General features: G+C 49.4%; 15 protein-coding genes. 12 read left to right on the top strand and 3 right to left on the bottom strand.

What is annotated here, in order from left to right:
- The first annotated feature begins 361 nt into the window (after nt 1-361).
- The 11 genes from AB1K62_RS00690 to AB1K62_RS00640 all read left to right on the top strand — a co-directional run bounded on the left by AB1K62_RS00690 (nt 362) and on the right by AB1K62_RS00640 (nt 12654).
- Nucleotides 362-2446, top strand: coding sequence for a TonB-dependent receptor (locus tag AB1K62_RS00690; protein ID WP_367000435.1), 2085 nt, complete (start codon nt 362-364; stop codon nt 2444-2446).
- A complete protein-coding gene (locus AB1K62_RS00685; RefSeq protein WP_367000433.1) occupies nt 2447-3580 on the top strand; it encodes a PepSY-associated TM helix domain-containing protein in 1134 nt (377 codons plus the stop codon).
- 278 nt (nt 3581-3858) lie between these two features.
- A complete protein-coding gene (locus AB1K62_RS00680) occupies nt 3859-3981 on the top strand; it encodes a pentapeptide repeat-containing protein (RefSeq protein ID WP_367000431.1) in 123 nt (40 codons plus the stop codon).
- 87 nt (nt 3982-4068) lie between these two features.
- Nucleotides 4069-4365 (top strand): pentapeptide repeat-containing protein, encoded by a 297-nt coding sequence (locus AB1K62_RS00675; RefSeq protein ID WP_367000429.1) that lies wholly within the window; start codon nt 4069-4071, stop codon nt 4363-4365.
- A gap of 392 nt (nt 4366-4757) precedes the next feature.
- Nucleotides 4758-4991 carry a DUF3489 domain-containing protein gene (locus AB1K62_RS00670; protein ID WP_367000428.1) on the top strand — a complete coding sequence of 78 codons (234 nt, stop codon included), beginning with the start codon at nt 4758-4760 and terminating at the stop codon, nt 4989-4991.
- Nucleotides 4991-5449, top strand: a complete 459-nt coding sequence (locus tag AB1K62_RS00665) for a DUF2924 domain-containing protein (protein ID WP_367000426.1) — start codon at nt 4991-4993, stop codon at nt 5447-5449. Before AB1K62_RS00670 ends, AB1K62_RS00665 begins: the two co-directional genes overlap by 1 nt.
- Nucleotides 5442-7058 carry a recombinase family protein gene (locus tag AB1K62_RS00660; RefSeq protein WP_367000425.1) on the top strand — a complete coding sequence of 539 codons (1617 nt, stop codon included), beginning with the start codon at nt 5442-5444 and terminating at the stop codon, nt 7056-7058. The genes AB1K62_RS00665 and AB1K62_RS00660 overlap by 8 nt, the downstream gene beginning before the upstream one ends.
- 895 nt (nt 7059-7953) lie before the next feature.
- Nucleotides 7954-8115 carry a hypothetical protein gene (locus tag AB1K62_RS00655; RefSeq protein ID WP_367000423.1) on the top strand — a complete coding sequence of 54 codons (162 nt, stop codon included), beginning with the start codon at nt 7954-7956 and terminating at the stop codon, nt 8113-8115.
- 12 nt (nt 8116-8127) lie between these two features.
- A complete protein-coding gene (locus tag AB1K62_RS00650; protein ID WP_367000421.1) occupies nt 8128-8754 on the top strand; it encodes an SOS response-associated peptidase family protein in 627 nt (208 codons plus the stop codon).
- Between the two features lie 388 nt (nt 8755-9142).
- Complete coding sequence (locus tag AB1K62_RS00645) at nt 9143-11656, top strand: hypothetical protein (protein ID WP_367000419.1); 2514 nt, start codon at nt 9143-9145, stop codon at nt 11654-11656.
- Nucleotides 11653-12654, top strand: coding sequence for a hypothetical protein (locus AB1K62_RS00640; protein ID WP_367000417.1), 1002 nt, complete (start codon nt 11653-11655; stop codon nt 12652-12654). The genes AB1K62_RS00645 and AB1K62_RS00640 overlap by 4 nt, the downstream gene beginning before the upstream one ends.
- 370 nt (nt 12655-13024) lie before the next feature.
- On the opposite strand, the gene AB1K62_RS00635 is transcribed toward AB1K62_RS00640, so the two are convergent.
- From AB1K62_RS00635 to AB1K62_RS00625, 3 genes are all read right to left on the bottom strand, one after another.
- Nucleotides 13025-13849, bottom strand: coding sequence for a DNA adenine methylase (locus AB1K62_RS00635; RefSeq protein WP_367000416.1), 825 nt, complete (start codon nt 13847-13849; stop codon nt 13025-13027).
- 181 nt (nt 13850-14030) lie between these two features.
- Nucleotides 14031-15077 (bottom strand): phage portal protein, encoded by a 1047-nt coding sequence (locus AB1K62_RS00630; RefSeq protein ID WP_367000415.1) that lies wholly within the window; start codon nt 15075-15077, stop codon nt 14031-14033.
- 25 nt (nt 15078-15102) lie between these two features.
- The gene (locus AB1K62_RS00625; protein ID WP_367000413.1) at nt 15103-16962 is read right to left on the bottom strand and encodes a terminase family protein; all 1860 of its coding nucleotides are present in this window, start codon (nt 16960-16962) and stop codon (nt 15103-15105) included.
- Between the two features lie 161 nt (nt 16963-17123).
- Here AB1K62_RS00625 and AB1K62_RS00620 point away from each other — a divergent pair, with 161 nt between their 5' ends.
- On the top strand, nt 17124-17966 hold the full coding sequence (locus AB1K62_RS00620) for a GPO family capsid scaffolding protein (RefSeq protein WP_367000412.1): 843 nt from the start codon (nt 17124-17126) through the stop codon (nt 17964-17966).
- Nucleotides 17967-17968: the final 2 nt, after the last annotated feature.

Genomic DNA, 17968 nt, shown 5'->3' with positions numbered 1-17968 from the left:
CAAGGGCTGCTTTCTGGCGTAGTGTGCCGCATCGGGAACGACCGAAATTGGGGCGCATTTCGGACCGACTGTAGTTAGGCCTACTGCGGATAGGCAGGTTCCGGGAAGACGTTCGCTAAATGCTGCCATTACGCGGTGTGTTATTTATGTCATTCTCAAGCAACAATTATGTCCTCATACCGGATATCAGACGCACGTATTGTGGCGGTAATTATCCAAACACTTCAAAATAATCCCCGCAGTTCACACAGATAATAACAATTATGCCATAATTTCAAAAAAAGTATCAATCAAGTCAACTTCTATTGACATTGGTTCGCATTAGCATCTAACGGACCCTCATATTTAAATGGGGGACCAAATGTTACGTTGTTCTAAATTCGTTTTGTTAAGTGCTGTCTCTGTTGCCGCGTTGACGATCTCTCCTGCCAATGCTCAGGACAGCTCAACTCCTGAAATACACGAAAACGTGCAGTCAGAGCAACGGAATGTGATCGAGCATGGAATCGTGGTGGTTGGAAAGCTGACTGGCGCAGCTATTGATCGTGATGAACTCGACCTACTCCAGGCATCGGACCTGAAAGATATATTCCGGCAAGTGCCTTCAGTCTCTGTCGGCGGCTCGCTCGGTATCGCTCAAAAAGTCTATGTGCGGGGTCTTGAAGATTCTCTGATCAACGTAACAGTTGATGGGGCTCCACAAAGCGGTTCGCTGTTTCACCATATTGGTCGTGTAAATATTGAGCCGGAACTTCTTGAATCGGTCGAACTGCAAGCAGGTGCCGGAGAAGCGACCTCTGGCTTCGGGGCTATCGGGGGGGCGTTGCGTTTTCGGACTCGTGACGCTGCTGACATGTTAGAGTCTGGTCGAGATGTAGGTGGAATTGTCAAAGCCGGATGGTTCTCCAATAATGGCTATAAGCTCTCCGCGACACTTTATGCGAAGTTAATCGGCGATATTGGCATTGTTGGCTCCTATGTATATTCCGACCGAAACGAGTTTAAAGATGGTGATGGCAACCGTGTACGCGGCACAGCTGCAGAGCAGCAGCTCGGATTTGTTAAAATAGGCGGAGACCTGGGTTCCGGTCATAATTTTTCCGTAAGCTACGAGCATCGTGACGAAGAAGGCGAATTTGGTGCGCGTCCCAACTGGCCTGTGCTGATCGGTGATCGCCTGTTTCCCGCCAAGGGCACACGTCAGACGGTAATCGGAAATTACAGGTATGACTCTGGAGGCGCTGTAAGTCTGGAAACCACTGGATATTGGACCCGTGCCAAGTTCGAACTGGACCGTTCTGACCGATGGGGGCTTTATGGTGCGGATATCGAAAGCTATGGGTTCGATGCTCGTTTCCGGACGAAATTTGCTGGTCACGATGTCATATTCGGGATGGAGCACCGGTCTGACCAGGCGTCGAGCGCATATCTCGCAGATGATGCAATGTGGCAACCTTGGGCCTGGGACCCCAATGTGGGTCAATTTGAGGAGCGGGGCGATCTTTTCGGTGTCTATGTGCAAGACCATTGGCAGGTTGTTGAGCCGTTGCTTCTAAGTTTCGGTGCTCGTTACGATGCCTATGATCTTGATGTAGTAACATATGGAACGGGCACCAAAAGTGATGGCATTTCTTTCAATGCAGGCGCTGATCTGGAAATGCTTCCCGGACTGACGTTGAATGCAGGCTATGCAGAAGCGTTCCGTGGCAAAGAGATTGGTGACGCATTCTCGCTCGAACACCGGCCGGGACGCGATATTCTACAACCCGGCCTGAGACCGGAAACTGTCGCAAATTTTGAAGTTGGCGCAAGTTTCGAACGAAATGGTTTCACTGCATCCGCTGCCTATTTCGACATGAAGATCAAGGACGTCATTCTCGATCAACTCTATAGCGGACCGTTTCCACAAGACGGTATCTATTACGAGAATGTCGGTGATTTTACTTCGGACGGCATCGAGTTACGAGCAGGATATAAGTACGGTCCATTTGGTTTCAGTGGCTATTACAATCATTATGATTCGAGGATCAATGGCAATCGGATCAATGGTTATGAGCAAATTGCGCTAGGGAACACAATGGGTGACAATTGGAATGTATCCGCCAATTACGACCCGTCGCCATCACTGGGGTTTATGGCCAGCCTGACCCGGTATGAAGCGGTGCGAGATCTGGAAGTATTGTTTCGCGACGCTGATCTCGGGTTCGTCCCAACAACCGAATTTATTGATAAGCCAGCTTATACTGTAGTCGATCTATTCGCACGCTGGCTTCCCTTTGATAGTGATCGTTTGTCCCTGAACGCCGCGATCTATAATCTATTTGATAAGCGGTATCTCGCACATGCCAGTGTGGGTGACTATACCGCCATACCGGACTATGAAATTGTTTCAGGCTTGTCTGAGCCGGGACGCAACTTCCGCTTAACGGCATCTTATCGTTTCTAAATGCAGCGACGGATTGGTCTGAAACTCTGGCATTGCTGGTTCGGAATATTGGTCGGCGGGTGGCTAATGCTGCTCGCCGTCACCGGCGTTGCGATAGCTTGGTATGACGAACTTGATATAGCATTAAATCCCGACTTGCGGCTGACGGAAATTAGTGACCATGCATCCATTTCCCTCGATGTTGTTCTTGACAATGCAGAAGCGGCCCTGCCCGGTTTCTCCGCCAATAATATCATGCTGGCTCCGGCCAATGGCAAAACGCATTGGTTGTTGGGCCGACAGTCTTTGCCGGATGGTGCTAGTCTTCCGATGCAGGTTTTTGCCGATCCGGCGACGGGCACCATCACTGGCTGGAGAGTAAGCGGCGGATTACACCTCGATCGCCAGCATTTCCCTGATCTGCTTTACGGTCTGCATACAGAATTATTGGCGGGTGAGACAGGGGCGACATTTATCGGGATTATCGGCCTTCTTTGGTTGCTTGACCACTTACTCGCTGTTCCCCTAGCATTCCCCAAGCTGCAAAAATGGCCTGCGGCATTTCAGCTTGCCGGCAAAAAAGGCAGCTTGCGCAGGCTCTTTGACTGGCACAGAGCTATGGGAATGTGGTTATGGCTGGCAACATTCACGATAACCTTGACAGGGGTCACTCTGGCATTTCCTAACGCCAGTCGAGACTTGATACGACAAGTGTCGCCCGTCAGCGAACGATTGCACGAATCGATGCCTGAAGCAGAAATCGATGAGGTCACGGTCGGATTGAACGACGCGATTGCAAGAGCAGGCCCTGGACAAGTTCACAGCGTAAGAATATTGCCTTCGGTCGGTCAATACGCGGTCCGGACATACGATCAACGCGATCCAGATAATCAAGGGCGTATGTGGACATATGTTGACATGGCCGACGGATCAATCACCGGACAACGTCATGATAATGGAGAGACCGGTGGCGACTTGTTCTTTGCCTGGCAGTATCCCCTTCATTCCGGCCATGCAGCTGGGCTCGGAGGCCGGTTATCGGTGACGCTCGTCGGTCTGGCCACGATTTGGCTATGCATCAGCGGCTTACGGCTTGTTTGGCGTCGTCGGAATAGCCGGGCACACGTAAAGAATGCTACTGCTTTTCCAGCTTAGCCATTTTCAGGGATAAGAAAAGTGGAGATCGTCTAATACCGCCGGTGACGCAGGCGAGAGCAGTTTGCGATGCAGTATTGAAATGGCTATTATCAATTACCACCGCCTACCTTGAGCGATGTGTGCCCAATATCCTGACGCTTCCCATAAGAGGATACCGCTGGCCGGATCAAGACGACGCAGTTACAAGCTTGGCATAGATGACTTTTCACTGACAAGTCGATCTGCAACAAGACAGTGGCCCGTATGAACTGCAGGCTCTGATCGAGCCAAGGACGTTGAACAATTGTAAACTCGAATATGAAGACCTGTCTAAAATAGATCTTTCTGGCGAGAAGTTCGAGCTATGCAATTTGCGGAGCACTAATCTTGCTGGAGCAAATCTTGAAGACACCACATGAAAGTCCTGCCATGGAGGCTTTGCGAATTTTACAGGCTGCAATCTATCCGACGCTGTCTCTAACGTTAGCGATTTTAATGACGCTTCGATGAAGCGTAGCACTTTTGAGGACGCGAGCTTCGAGCAATGCAAGCTCACTGGAGTCGATTTTTCTGATGCAGAAGCCATCGACCTTAGCTTTAAGGAGACATTGCTAATCAACGTAAAGAGGATAGGCATTTCGTTCAGGAAAGTCAATCTCGAGCAGCTGGACTTTTCACAAAGCGACCTTCGACAATACGACTTCTGGACGTCCTCAGTTGACAGCTGTAATTTGCGCGAAATCATGATGGACGATGCGCGCTTTGAAGGCGTTGACCTTCGCAAGTGGTATCCGCCTAGGTGACGCATCTCGATTTAGGGGCCCTACGATTCCTCATGAATAGGCAGCGCAACTTCTAAGCGAATTCGGCCTAATGGTCTGCTAATAGCACATTGAAGCTCGGAAGGGTCTTTCCGCTTCCCACTCATTTCTTGCCGCTCAAGCGTGAGAAAATTCTAGACACCTACTAGACACCTAATGGCAGCTTTTAGGCGCGAGCGCCTGCCTCCGGAATGACGACAATTGGGGCGCAAAGCAGTCATTCTCTAATTATTCGACTGGACTTCAGCGCTTAATCGAGCATTGCTATTTGCGTCGCGACAATTATGACGACACGCCGCCCGCCATTTAGCGATCCGCGGCTTTGGTCAGTGGGAGCACCGGACGGTCCGGCGCCTGCACAGGAGACCCAAAAAATGGCAATATCAAAAACCACAACCAAATCCTCCAAAGTCATTGCGCTACTTAGTCGCGGCAGAGGTGCGAGCATCGATGAGATCGGCAAAGCGACAAACTGGAAACCCCATAGCATCCGGGCCTTCCTGACTGGCCTTCGCAAGAAAGGCTTTGTCCTCGCGAGAGAGCATCAAGGGGAAGAAGACACGGTATATCGCATCACATCTGACCCAATCGTCAAGAAGGCGTCCTGATGAGCGCCTTGAACACACGACTGGAGGAACTAGCCGCCATGCCACCAGCCCAGCTTCGATCCATATGGAGGGATACATTTCGCCGACCAGCACCTGAAATACCGCCCAATCTCTTGCGGCGGTCAATAGCCTGGCGATTGCAGGAGCGGGTGCATGGTGGATTGACGCCTTCTGTCAAAAAGCGAATTGCCCAAGTGCAGAAACAGTTCACAAAAACAAACGTCGCGGGAACTCTTCCGGATATCGCGCTCAAGCCCGGCACAAGGCTGGTCCGGACATGGAAGGGTGAGAGTTATCATGTGTTCGTTGGCGAAGACGGCTTTGAATATCACGGCAGACAATATCGTAGCCTCAGCCCAATCGCGGAGGAAATTACTGGCGCCCATTGGTCTGGTCCGCGTTTCTTCGGGCTAAAAAAGCGAAGCGGTTTCAAGCCAAAGGCGTCGATCGATGACTGATGTGAAAGGCAAGACACACTGCGCGATCTACACTCGTAAATCGACCGAAGACGGCCTGGAACAGGATTTCAACAGTCTGGATGCTCAACGTGAGGCCTGCGCTGCATACATTTTGAGTCAGACCCATGAGGGGTGGGAAGGATCTTCGGAGCTCTATGATGATGGCGGCTTCAGTGGCGGGTCAATGGAAAGACCGGGCCTTAAACAACTTTTGCAAGATGTGAAGGCTGGCAGAGTTAATGTCATCGTTGTGTACAAGGTAGACCGCCTGACCCGAAGCCTCGCGGACTTTGCAAAGATCGTCGAAATCCTTGATGAACATGATGCAAGCTTCGTAAGTGTTACCCAATCATTCAATACGACCACCAGCATGGGGCGGCTTACGCTCAATGTTCTCTTGTCCTTTGCGCAGTTTGAACGCGAAGTGACGGGGGAACGCATCCGCGACAAGATTGCAGCTTCGAAGAAAAAGGGAATGTGGATGGGAGGTCCGGTTCCCCTTGGCTACGACCTTGAGGATCACAAGTTAATTGTGAACTGCAAGGAAGCACGAACTGTCCGCCATCTGTTTCGGCGCTATTTCGAGCTTCGATCATTGACGCAACTGGTCGATGAGCTCGCCGTGCAGGGTTACCGCACCAAAAAGCGCGCCTACAAGGATGGCAGGACTGTTGGCGGGATTACGTTCCGCACAGGGTCACTTGCTCAATTGCTCAAAAACCCCATCTACGCTGGCAAGGTTCGTCACAACGGGAATATCTACGATGGCAAGCATGATGCGATAATAGACGAAACTCTGTTCGATGAAGTGCAAGCCATCTTTGGAACCAATCGAAGAAATAATGCAATGGGCAAGAAAGCAAAGAACCCCAGTCTGCTCGCTGGCAGGATCATTGATCCAGACGACCGGCCTATGACCCCAACTCATGCCTGCAAGGGAGCAAAAAGATTTCGCTACTATGTATCGCGTCTTGCACCAGGAGAGGACAAGAATAGTATCTGGCGGTTACCATCTGGAGAAGTTGAAAGGCTGGTTACGGACACACTTGCCAATGCGATCTCAAGAGCTAGGTCAATATCCGGCGAGGCGAAGGCCATCCAAAATCGTATCGCAATTAATCGCGAAATCGCTGATCGACTAAAAAACGGAACTATTCAGGAGAAGCGCAAGATATTGATTGACCAAAAGGTCGAGGTGCATATCCAAGAGGCCCAGGTCGTGATCAGTTTCCGAATGTCCGATGGTGCTGAAAGAATGGAAGTTCAGCTCAATGCAAAACTGGCCAAGCAAGGGAGGGAACTGAAGTTGACCATTCCGGCCACCGGAACAAACATCAAACCCGCACCCAATCCAACATTGCAAAAGCTGGTAGCCCAAGCTTTCGCAGCTCAAGATCTCCTGCTCAACGGCAAAGAAAATCCTGCGCTTGCCAAATACAGTCGGCGCTATCTAGGACAGCTCGTTCGCATCTCATGGCTGGCACCGGATATTATCGCATCCATCATGGATGGCACTCAGCCAGCTGATCTTACCGGTCGCAAACTCACCCGCGCCAATGCGATCCCACTGGATTGGCCTAGTCAGCGAAAAATGTTCGGGTTCACCTGATTTTCTGCCCAAAATCACCATCTGCATCTGACAGCCACAAAATGGCCTTATGAGACGATTGGGCATACTGGCGCCGTTTCGCGACGGACAAATGGTCTCTAGCAGCCGGTGCTGAAGCTGGATTTGGACTAAGCCACTAAAAAATAGCATGAATTTGTGTTTTCAACGCCACAAGTAAGAGACAGCCAAAAATCGGGAAATGCCTGGTGCCGCTTAGAGGACTCGAACCTCTGGCCCCATCATTACGAACGAAGCTCTCTCCCGCAAATCTGCGGTTTTTTAGCAAATGGAGTACCGGTTTTTGCCAATATAGCCCCTTTTAGTTCTTTCTACGTTCTCCCTACCGGTACAATGTGTACCGGTAGAGTTTTCGATGCCCGCGCTCGACCCATTGATAGCGTCATATTGCATCACAGCTTTCCCCGTCACAGTTCATAAGCCAATCCGAAGGCGTTAAACAAAAATCGGCAGTTGTGCGTGGGCAATTCTAAGGTGCAGGGTATGTGCGGGAAACACGTAATAAACGTAATATTTGCGGATTTCTGCGGGTTATAGACGTAATTTATTTGTAATATCAACGTAATATTATTACACTTATTATCTGTAATATTATTTTATAATAAATCTATACATATCAATGAGATAACATCCTCGCATATAAAATATTACACAATATTACAGTTTCTTGTAATATTTATTTCCCTATTTTTCAATGGCTTGCACCATGTTTCGATGGGATGTTACAGATATTACGTGTTTCCCGCCCCCACCCCCTTCCCTAGCTATTAGCCGGGAGCAGTTGATGTGCGTCGAAATCGTACAAAGAAGCCCAAAGCGGAGCGTGGGGGTGAGCGCGGCGCGATGGGTCTGCCGGAAGTGCGGCAAACTCCGATGGTTGACTGGCAAAGAGTTGCTGAGTCGCCAATCGGCCAAGTTTCTATATTTGGAAGATATCGAACGGCGTGCACGGTGTCGCCAGCGCGGCTGCGGCGGGCTTGTGCGTATGGCCATGCTGGGCGAAGGTGAAACTACTGGATTTATTGGCGGTATTGCATGATAAACCTATTTCATGTGCAATCGGTATCAACAGGCTGAAACAGACGCGGCAAGACAGGCGTTGGAAGCGCTTGAGACCGAAGAATTCAATTCTGCCGGATCAATCATCCATCCGCAGGGGCAAGGTGAGATCATTCGAGTTCTGGACGGGAAGCGAACGATTAGCCAGATGACATGGGGCTTTCCGCTCATATTAGCAGCCTCCCGAAAACGCGCAAAGGAGCAGGGTAAACAACCCAAGCCCAAACCAGTGAACAATGCACGATCTGATAAGCTATCGTCATCATTCTGGAACAGATGGACAGGTCCAGAGTATCGATGCGTGATCCCGGTTACACGCTATGCGGAAGCTTATGGGACGAAGGGCAGCATGAAAGAGGCTTGGATCTCTATTCCAGAGCAAGAATTCTTCCCAGTCGCAGGGCTATGGCGACCCAGCGATGAATGGGGCAATTGTTATACGATGATCATGACGGATGCAGCCGGAGAAGCGGCTAAAGCACATAGCCGAATGCCGGTTATTCTGGAGCGGGATAGCGTAGATACATGGCTAAGCGAGTCCATGGAGCAGGTAGATGAATTATTTAGTCCATCTGGGCCGGTTCATATAGATTGGACGGATCATCTGTGGAAGCGTTGATTGAGACCAATGTTATATATCGATTCACTTAATAATTTCAGACGTTGAAGTAAAAAACTTCTTCCCAAAGACCTACATTAAACCGCTATATTGGTACATAAGGAACCGAAGACTCACCTCGCTTAAATTTTTCAGTATCGACCCGTTTAAACGAATGTACGCTAACCTTGATCTGATAAGGCATGGCCATTTTAGGCTTGAAACGATATTGCCACTCGGAAGGAAAGTATATGAACGGCAGAAATTTAATAGTTTGCGGCGCCTCATAAATTACTCCCACCCCAATGGCGCCAGTCTTATTGAATATCAATATAGAGCTGTGGAATCCTCAATACTTATGCAGTTTCGCGCTTGCGCGAACGTCTAAAAGAGTGAACATTATAGCGTCATGTGGAACTGGAGAAAAATTATTGGCCCAATAGGCAACCTTGCAGTTGCCAGAGCACAGAAGCTCACAGTTTTTTGGACTGCAAGAAATGTGCTCTCAAGACTAAGATTTCAAATAGACCGAATTTCCAGCTCGCTGAAGCGAGACGCGGAAACCTTATCCTACACAAGCTCCGTCTACAGGGAGCTTTTTTCGATCAGCTTTAAAGGCATGATCGCTTCATGCCTTTTCATACTCATAGCTGAGCTTATCGAGATCATCGCGCATCCAATTGTAGTGAAACATACGCCAGATCTCATTTCGCTCTCGCCTGATGCATCCGATTTTCTGGCGATGATTGGGCAAATTGGAGCTGTATTCCTTAGCATTTATTTTGCCACTTTCGGTATCATTCTCAGCTCAAGCTACAGCCATATCCGAAATGATGTCGTCGACCTTATCCTCAGAGAAAAGGTCAACAATGCCTATTCATCTTACCTGATTAATCTGACAATACTCTCCCTAATATCTGTCGCCCTTTCTTATTTAGGGTACGCGACGGGATACATCATCTTTATGACCGTTTTAGTGGGTGGCGTCATAGCGGTCCTTTGTATCTTTCAGCTAGGCAAGAGACTATTTCTGTTTTTCGATGTTTCAAGATTGGTTGATGCTGAAATCTTGCCTGAGGTTACTCGGCTGATAACGGAAGTATCCCGATCTCGAAGAAGGTCTATCCATCTTGATTCGCACCGACGAAAAGTCGTTGCTCAACGACTGGCAACCCTTCGCTATCTTAGCTTCAACTCAGAAAGGAGCACCAGCCAACACGCCATACCGAACACGCGGGTAGATTTCGCATACGCGAGCTTATTGAGGTTCTATGCGTCCGAGCGCCCCAGAATTCCTCAGGATAGTTTTTGGTTCAAGAGAATCTCAAAGCACCCCGAGTGGTTCTTCGAGAATGACTCAAATACTAGTATGGCGCTTCAATCCGACATGCATCTGTCACCCAAAGAGGAGATCGACGCGAGATGGTTCGAAGATAAATTACTTGATGGTCTTTTAGCTTCGTTCGAAGAGTGTTTAAAGCAAGGAGACTATTCTGCTGCCTACAAGACTCTTCAATACGCTCAATTTGCCAATGAGGCTCTCGCCGCAATGTTCCTTCCTGACGAAGGGATAGACTTCTTAGAACGATTTTCGGATTGTCTTCGCAGACATGAAAAAGAGCCAGAATTGCCGTTTACAGATGAACGTAAAAGATCTCGCTTTGAAGAGATTTCACTCCACCTTAGCTTAACACACGCTTCCTACATGTTTGCCTACGAATATCTCAGGTTAGCAATTCTCTTTGCTGAAAAGCTACCGACCAAGGTTGGAGCGATTGATTGGAAGAAGCCGGATTTCAGTGGCTTCCCGTCTCCATTGCTCGAACGACTACAAAACACCAAGCTTCGGCTCGATTTTGAGAAAACCGTCGAAGGACGCGCACTGATGCCGAATCGCTACATAACACAGCTGGTCGCAAAGGACTTCACAAATGCCATTTCGCTTGGGATTGAACGTATTATATCGGACATGAAGAGAACCACTTCCGGAGTGGTTGCTTCACTCGTCGCAGCAAAAAGAGAGTATGTCGCTACCCCTATCCTATTGAGTTCTTTTCGATCGGTCACTCAGTTCTCCCATTTCATTGACCTTTTAGAGAAAAATCTGGAAGCAATTTACAAACTGGAGACTTATCCCGAATATGAGATCACTAAAGTCAATACAGCTAAGGCGCGTGCGGAATTAGTAGAGTTGAGGTCTGAGCTTATTTCCACCTTATGCTCAATGCCAATCATTAGATATTTGGCAGACGATCTGGGTGAAACTGAAGAACTGCCAGATTACTTCGGTCACAGCTATTTCATGCTCGCAGAGGAGTGTTTCAAAGCATGCAAAAATAATAATTCAGACAGTTTTAAAAAACTATTCTTTGCATTTGGTATATTGGCACAATTATCGTTTTCCCGTTTTGATAAAAAAAGAGGAAAGGTCAGCGATGAGCATTTTATATCAATATTGGGGACAATAGCTGAAGACCTTCTGACTCTCACCGGATATGCATTGGTATTTGCGGAGATACATAAAAGCCATGACTTCAAATCCCACGCTGAAGAAGTATGGGAAAAGCTGCTTCAGAGTACGAAGGATAGACAATGGTACCTCCGCTGGATCATACAGATTTTCTCTACTTACAAGGCCCCCCCCTTTTTAAGCACTCCCCGCAACCTAATTAGGTCTCAATGGGGAATGCATCTGCAACAGACTCTGCGCGATTTAGGATTTGACGATGGAATGGGTTTCGGTCACGAAGGACGAGAGCACCCCAGCCCGATTGTGCGGAGTATTGCAGGTATCGGCATGAACCAACCTGGCGAAGCTGCAATCTATTTTGTTCTTAAGAACAAGATAGAGGGGGATTTCGAGCTTCCTCAGAGTGTAGAGGACTTCAAGTCTGATTATGAACGGCAGGCAGGTCGAGAATGAAAATAACTTTTGGCCAGCCCCCGGAATGGTTTCCCCCAGTTAAATTAAAAGGGTTAGAACACGTATTTCTGCGTGAACCAATTGATGGTTACCGTAGCCAATATATTCACATGTTCTTGCAAGACATGCAGCAGCTGGTTCCTCTCGGATCAAGAAGGGAGCGGGACGCCTATTTCGATATAGAGACAAACGACCAACAGTTAGCTATAAAGACTTTGGCAGCGCTCGACCGTAAGTATCGATCTACTCATATGGCAGACGCCCTACGCCATATTCTGTCGTTCACTGCCATGGAGCTATTTCAGGCTGGCCGCTCGGTAATCGCACTGAGAACCAAATTAGACGAATATGAATGGAATATCACATCAGTGCACCCAAGTGCGAGCCGGATCGTTTCTCTAGGTCCATTTTTGATCCAATTCTTACCCGAAAGAGACAACGGTTATTTCGGAAAAGACGCTGAAACCTACTCACGTGAGATACGGATCCTTAATAGAAAAAGTGTTTTATGCATCGAGCTACCATCAACTCTCAAGCGATTTAAAGAAAAGTTCCTAAAAAGGTTACAGTTGCTGAGCAACCTCGCGAATCCCGATACCGATAAGCTTTTTCCGCCAATCTCTCTTGAAAACCCTAACCCCCGAAAAAATATATTAGATTTCTCTGCGTTCAGAAAAAACTTTGACATCGCGCTCTTCCAAACGATCAGAGAAACCGGCTGGATGGCAAGAAATTTCACTGGTGAAGAGAAGTCAGATTTTCTCACATCGGTTTGGAGGCTGAGATTTAGGAAATTCCAAGCCACGCTTCGGATGGAAATCATTCGTCAATTGAATGAGCAGATACCGAACATTATCCGTCAGAGTAGTCCTGACTTCGAGATGTTCATACGAGAAAAAGGTTTGTTGACGCCCGATGAGTTAACAAACATGGAACGACAGCTCTATGCTGGAGATATCTCATTTGAGGAGGTCATCGATTCCACTTTCAGTCTGTGATACCGTAGGAAGCCTCGTTGCGGAGAGAACCGTGAAATATAGCGATAACCTTCAGAATTATCGTGAGACTCTAGATGCCCATATAATCGTTTTTCGAAAGGTAGTTCTTCCTCATTGCCAAAAAGCAGCTGACATACCGCATTGGTACCAGAACTGTTGTTGAAAATCGAAATCCATAAATCTCACTCATTGTCACAGATTATCTATGAGCACAGTTCATAATTGATGCTTACTTGTTAGCCGCACTTATATAATCGATCAGGTAGGTGATTTATGAACTCGCCAATACCTCACACAATCTCGATATATAATAATCGGGCCAATAGCGATGCCATCAGCCCGACTTTCGTTCTTCCCTTCCGGACGCAGCCTAATTACTAATAATCAACTCACCGAAGGTTTTGGCATTGCTGTTTCCAGCCAGCGTGTAACGGACGCCGACCTCTTCCATCGAAAACCCATTGAACAAAGAACGTATTTCCGGATGATCGTTGATCGATAAGATAAACCGGCCTTTGATCCCGGCCAATAGTTTTGCCATCTCCTCAAATTCCTCGCGCCGGAACATGTTTTTTCCATAATCATCTTCGCAGCCGAAATATGGTGGGTCGAGATAGAAGAGCGTGGCGTCACGGTCATATCGCCGGATGAAATCAGCCCATGGCAATCGCTCTATCGTCACGCTGGATAGTCTGTCATGAACGGCCTCAAGCATCGGCTGCAATTTCGTCACATCGAAACGAGCGGCATTGGCAGGTGACACGCCGTAATTGCTGCCAGTCACTTTTCCACCAAATACCGTCCGCTGAATATACAGAAACCGCGCAGCGCGCTGCATATCGGTCAAGGTTTCGGGATCCACACGCGATAGCCTTTCGAACTCTGCCCGCGACGCAATCTGAAAACGCATCATTTCCAGAAATGAGACGTAATGCACCTGCAATATCCGGAATAGGTTGTGGACCTCGGCTGACCAGTCATTGATCACTTCGGCTGTTGGCCTGCAATCCCTTCGGAAAAACACGCCGCCCATGCCAACAAATGCCTCTGCATAGGTTCGATGCGGAATATCCGCTATTTTGTTGCATAACCGCTTTGCCAGCATCCTTTTCCCGCCGATATAAGGCGCGACAGGCCGTACCGGTTTAACTGGCTCCAGATTGTCTCCGGCTTGTAATTTCAGACTCGCTTTCATTTCATTTGTTCCATATTTGCTCCCCTGTCGCATCGGTACCGATTCGGCAGGCGGAGTGGCCCGATCACGCCCATGGGCGATCCGGTCTGGTCATGGCGGGTCTGATCCGTCGGTTAGCGGCGCTGGAACGCCGTTACCTCCGCCTCACCGATGTGAAACGGAAATATTGTGGGGCTGGTCGCTAAGCAGCAACAACCCTGCTTTTCGGCACATAATCCCTGAACCGCAGCACTTGTGCCCCTGCCCAGTCATTGATTTCGAGCATCCGCAGCATGATCGGCTCTATCTCGTTGTCGAAAAATATATCTGTGGCTGTGCCAACATCGCCAAAGCCCCCGTTATTTTGTGGGATGATGCCGATCAATTGCGGTGGGACTCGGTGCGCTGCCAGCATGTCGTCGCGGGTAATATTCTTGATGTTCGAAAATTCGTCCTTTGCCACTACATCGGCAATCGGCATGATCTGGATGCCGTCCTTTTTGCCGCCGGGAATGTTGACGAACATATTCTTGAAGTTGCCGACACCTTTGGCTGACTGCAGCCGCTCCCGCAGCTTGGTCACAGTTTCGGTATCGGCCAAAGGTTCGCTGACATAGAAAACAAACCCGGCATGAGCGCCGTTTTTATAATAGCGCCGACGAAACAAGGTCGCATTTTCATTGAGCAGGCCGGATTGCAGCGCGGACAGCCATTCAGGTATGCCATAAACCTCCTGCAGCGGTTCGGGCTGCATTATGTGATACACGCTTCCAGTGTCAAATTCGTGATGGCCCATGCCAACTTCATGCTTGATCCACCAATAAGCGCCCTCCTCCACGCCAACGCGGGTATGGACCGCTGGCGATGTCCGCAATCGCGCAATCCCGCCAAGACGGTTTTTCCGAGCCTCGACATAGCCATTGCCCATTTGCAGAAAATCCATGGCCCATCGTTCAAAATTAGCCCGGTCGAATTGCGGTGTCGGTACAAAATGCTTCATCAGCAAATTGACTTTCAGTGCTATCGCGCTGCGATGATGAGCCGACATATTGAATGCTTTGGCCAGATTGATCATAGGCAGTGGCGGTTCGTACCAGTCAGCGTTGCGGTACATTTCAAAATAGGACCATAGGTCGCGGCCATCGATCACGCTTTCCGGATCCCCAAAGGTGAACATTGACACATCCTTGCCCGTCGCGGTGCCGCCTTCTCCGGTCGTCTGGTCAGCGGCTGTAATCAAGTCGGTCATTGCTTATGCTCCATTGCAAAAATCGTTAATCAAGGAAATCCACCGTCCCGCCGCCTGATCCGGCCAGCGCTGCATTCATCGGTTCATTGGAAAGCGCGTGCATGATCGCCCAGGCAATGTCGGCATGGCCTATCTGCCCGTTACGCATGGCTGTATAGGTAACTTTGTTGCCGCCGGTGACTTTGGGCCGGATCGCCATAAAGCTGGCCGAAACATCCGACCATCCGCTGTCAAATTCGATACGGCTATTGCGGAAAATATTCTGGGCTTTCTGAACAAGCGCCGTTTTGACCGCTATCGAATATTCAATGCGGCGAACGGTCGGGAACCATGCCTTCACAAGTTCATATACCGCTTGACCAGCGCCGGTGGTATCAATGCTGATATCCGTAACAGTATAGCGCGACGCCGCTTTTTTGATCGCATCGGCCTGCCCCTGAAAATCTAAGCCGTTGAGGCGCAGTTTTTCCAGAACCCGGAATTTCCCGCCTGCCGATTTCGGCGGCGCAAGTATCGCAAGTGCCGCATCATCACGTCCGTTCTTATTGGGATCATAACCGATCCAGACCGGATGATTGCCAAAGGGACGGGGAGCAGCCGGAAGAAAATCACGCCATTTGTAGAAGCTATCGACCCGTGCAGGATTGATCATCGAATATGGGAAGCTGGATGCGCTATCGTCAATAAACTCGCATTCGTATAAATTGGCGAATTCCTCTTCGCTCAATTCTGCGCGCAATTCCTCCTCGTCGAAAAACTCCGACATCCCGCCTTTGGTCGCTGCGGCCAGCGTTAATATCTGGCACCAGCTCCCGTCCGGCATGATCGTGCCTGCCGCCAGTGCGCGTTTGGAAATGTCGAAACGCTTTTGCTTGCCCTTTGCCTTGCCCTTATTCCACTGCTCACCTGACCAGAAAGCATAGGCTTCATGGGTGATCGTGCTGGGCGTAGAGAAATAGGTGCGCTTATACATTTTGTGGGTCGCCATTGCCGCCGCCACTTTGTTCAGCTCGGCAAAGCCGTGGACCCAGAAAAACTCGTCAAAATAGAAATCACCATGCTCACCCTGCGCGGTTTGTGCATTGGTAGAGAGAAAATATAGACCGACCGGTTCGTGACCTTCGCCCAGATCGATCATGATCGGATCGCCCTTCAGGTCGACCCCGGTCACTTTTTTCACCCATGCGACGATGTATCGGCGGAAAATCAGAACCTGCCGCTTTGATGCGGAAAGGAATATCTGATTGCGGGCGTGGCCGCTGCGATATCCCTCGCGGATTTTCATCAGGGCTTCACGGGCAAAATACCAAGTGGCACCGGTTTGCCGGGATTTTAATATTTTGCGGGTGCGCTGGTCGCGCTGATCCCACCAAATCCTCTGATGTTCGAAATTCTTTTCGTGGAAATCGGCTTCCAGCAAATCCCACTGTTCGTCAGTGAGGAAGTTTTTGCGTTTTTCCGCGCGCTTGGCCACCGCCTTTTCGTCATTGCGTGCTAGAATTTTGGGGTTCAGATCCGCTTCTTTGCCGGTTTCCTCATATTTGCGGATGCGTGCGCCGCGTTCCAACTGGCGCATCAGGAAATCGACCCGCTTCATATCTCCTTCGTTGAAATCCGGCTTGTCGATATAAGCGGCAATCCGCGCCTCAATGCGGTCTTCAACAACATTAAGTGGTGAAGCATCATCCCATTTGTCGCGGGTTTTCCAACTGCTGATCGTGGTGCGCTTTATTGATAACTCGTCCGCAATTTCGGTGACTGACCATCCGCGCCAGTAGAGCGAGCGCGCCTCGCGCCGGTCATTCCGGTCGGCTCTGTCGAACACATTCACCGGCGGCACGGCGTTAATGTCGGTTTTCCGGTCAATTTGTGCAGGTCTGTCCATCGACCGTTGCCATGCACTAACCGCAGGCTCTTTTACCTTAGCGCGCTGTTGTAAAGCCGGTTCTTACAACATCACCCAGTTGCATAGATGCGCCTTTTTCGGCCCCAAGGCATCACGACAAGCGGTATTTCGCCCATTGCACAACCCGGAGCCACGAAGCCATGAAAACCAAGAAATTTCTCCTCGCAACCGCCGGTTCGACCGTAGACGGTCGTAATATCGATGACAAAATGATCGCGGAAATGGCCAAAAGCTATGACCCGAAAACCTATGGCGCCCGGCTGAATATCGAACATATTCGCGGGCTTGGAACCGAAGGGCCGTTTCGCGCTTATGGCGACGTTCTGGAACTCTCTACCGAAACAGTGGACGTGAATTTCAACGGTACAAACGAAAAACGGCTTGGCCTATTTGGTACGTTTGACGTTGATGACACCGCCAAGGCGCTGAACGAGGCGGGTCAGAAAGTCTATCCAAGCATTGAAATTGAACCCAATTTCGCGGGCAAGGGCTTTGCTTATATGATGGGCTGCGCCTTGACCGACAGCCCCGCTGCAATCGGAACCGAACGATTACAATTTAATCGTGCATTGCCCGGTGCAATCGAAGTGACGGCTAAGGATAGCGGGATCGAAGCGGCAGTTTTGGAATTTGCCGAAGAAACCAAAGCGGAAGTACAGGTCGGCGGCTTTTTCGCCATGATGACTGAAAAAATGAAAAACATTAACTTTACTTCCGCTTCGCCGGTTAAAACCGATCCGGAACCAAAGGTTGACGCCAATCCTGACGCACAAGCATTTGCCGCAATGACCGCTGTCTTGGGCGACATCACGAAACAGATGGATACGCAGTTTGCAGCACAAAATAGAATGCTGACCAATGGCATCTCTGCGATCAACACGAAATTCGCGGCGCTGGAAACCAAGCTGGAAACCACAGAAGCCCCAAACCAGCATAATCGGTCACTTTCGAACGGAACCGGACAGGTCAAAACCGACTGCTAATC

The organism is Parasphingorhabdus sp. JC815, from assembly GCF_040717415.1.
In the GTDB taxonomy this organism is placed as follows: domain Bacteria; phylum Pseudomonadota; class Alphaproteobacteria; order Sphingomonadales; family Sphingomonadaceae; genus Parasphingorhabdus.
The sequence above is the reverse complement of the archived record's forward strand: the minus strand, read 5'-3'. Positions and strand labels throughout refer to the sequence as shown.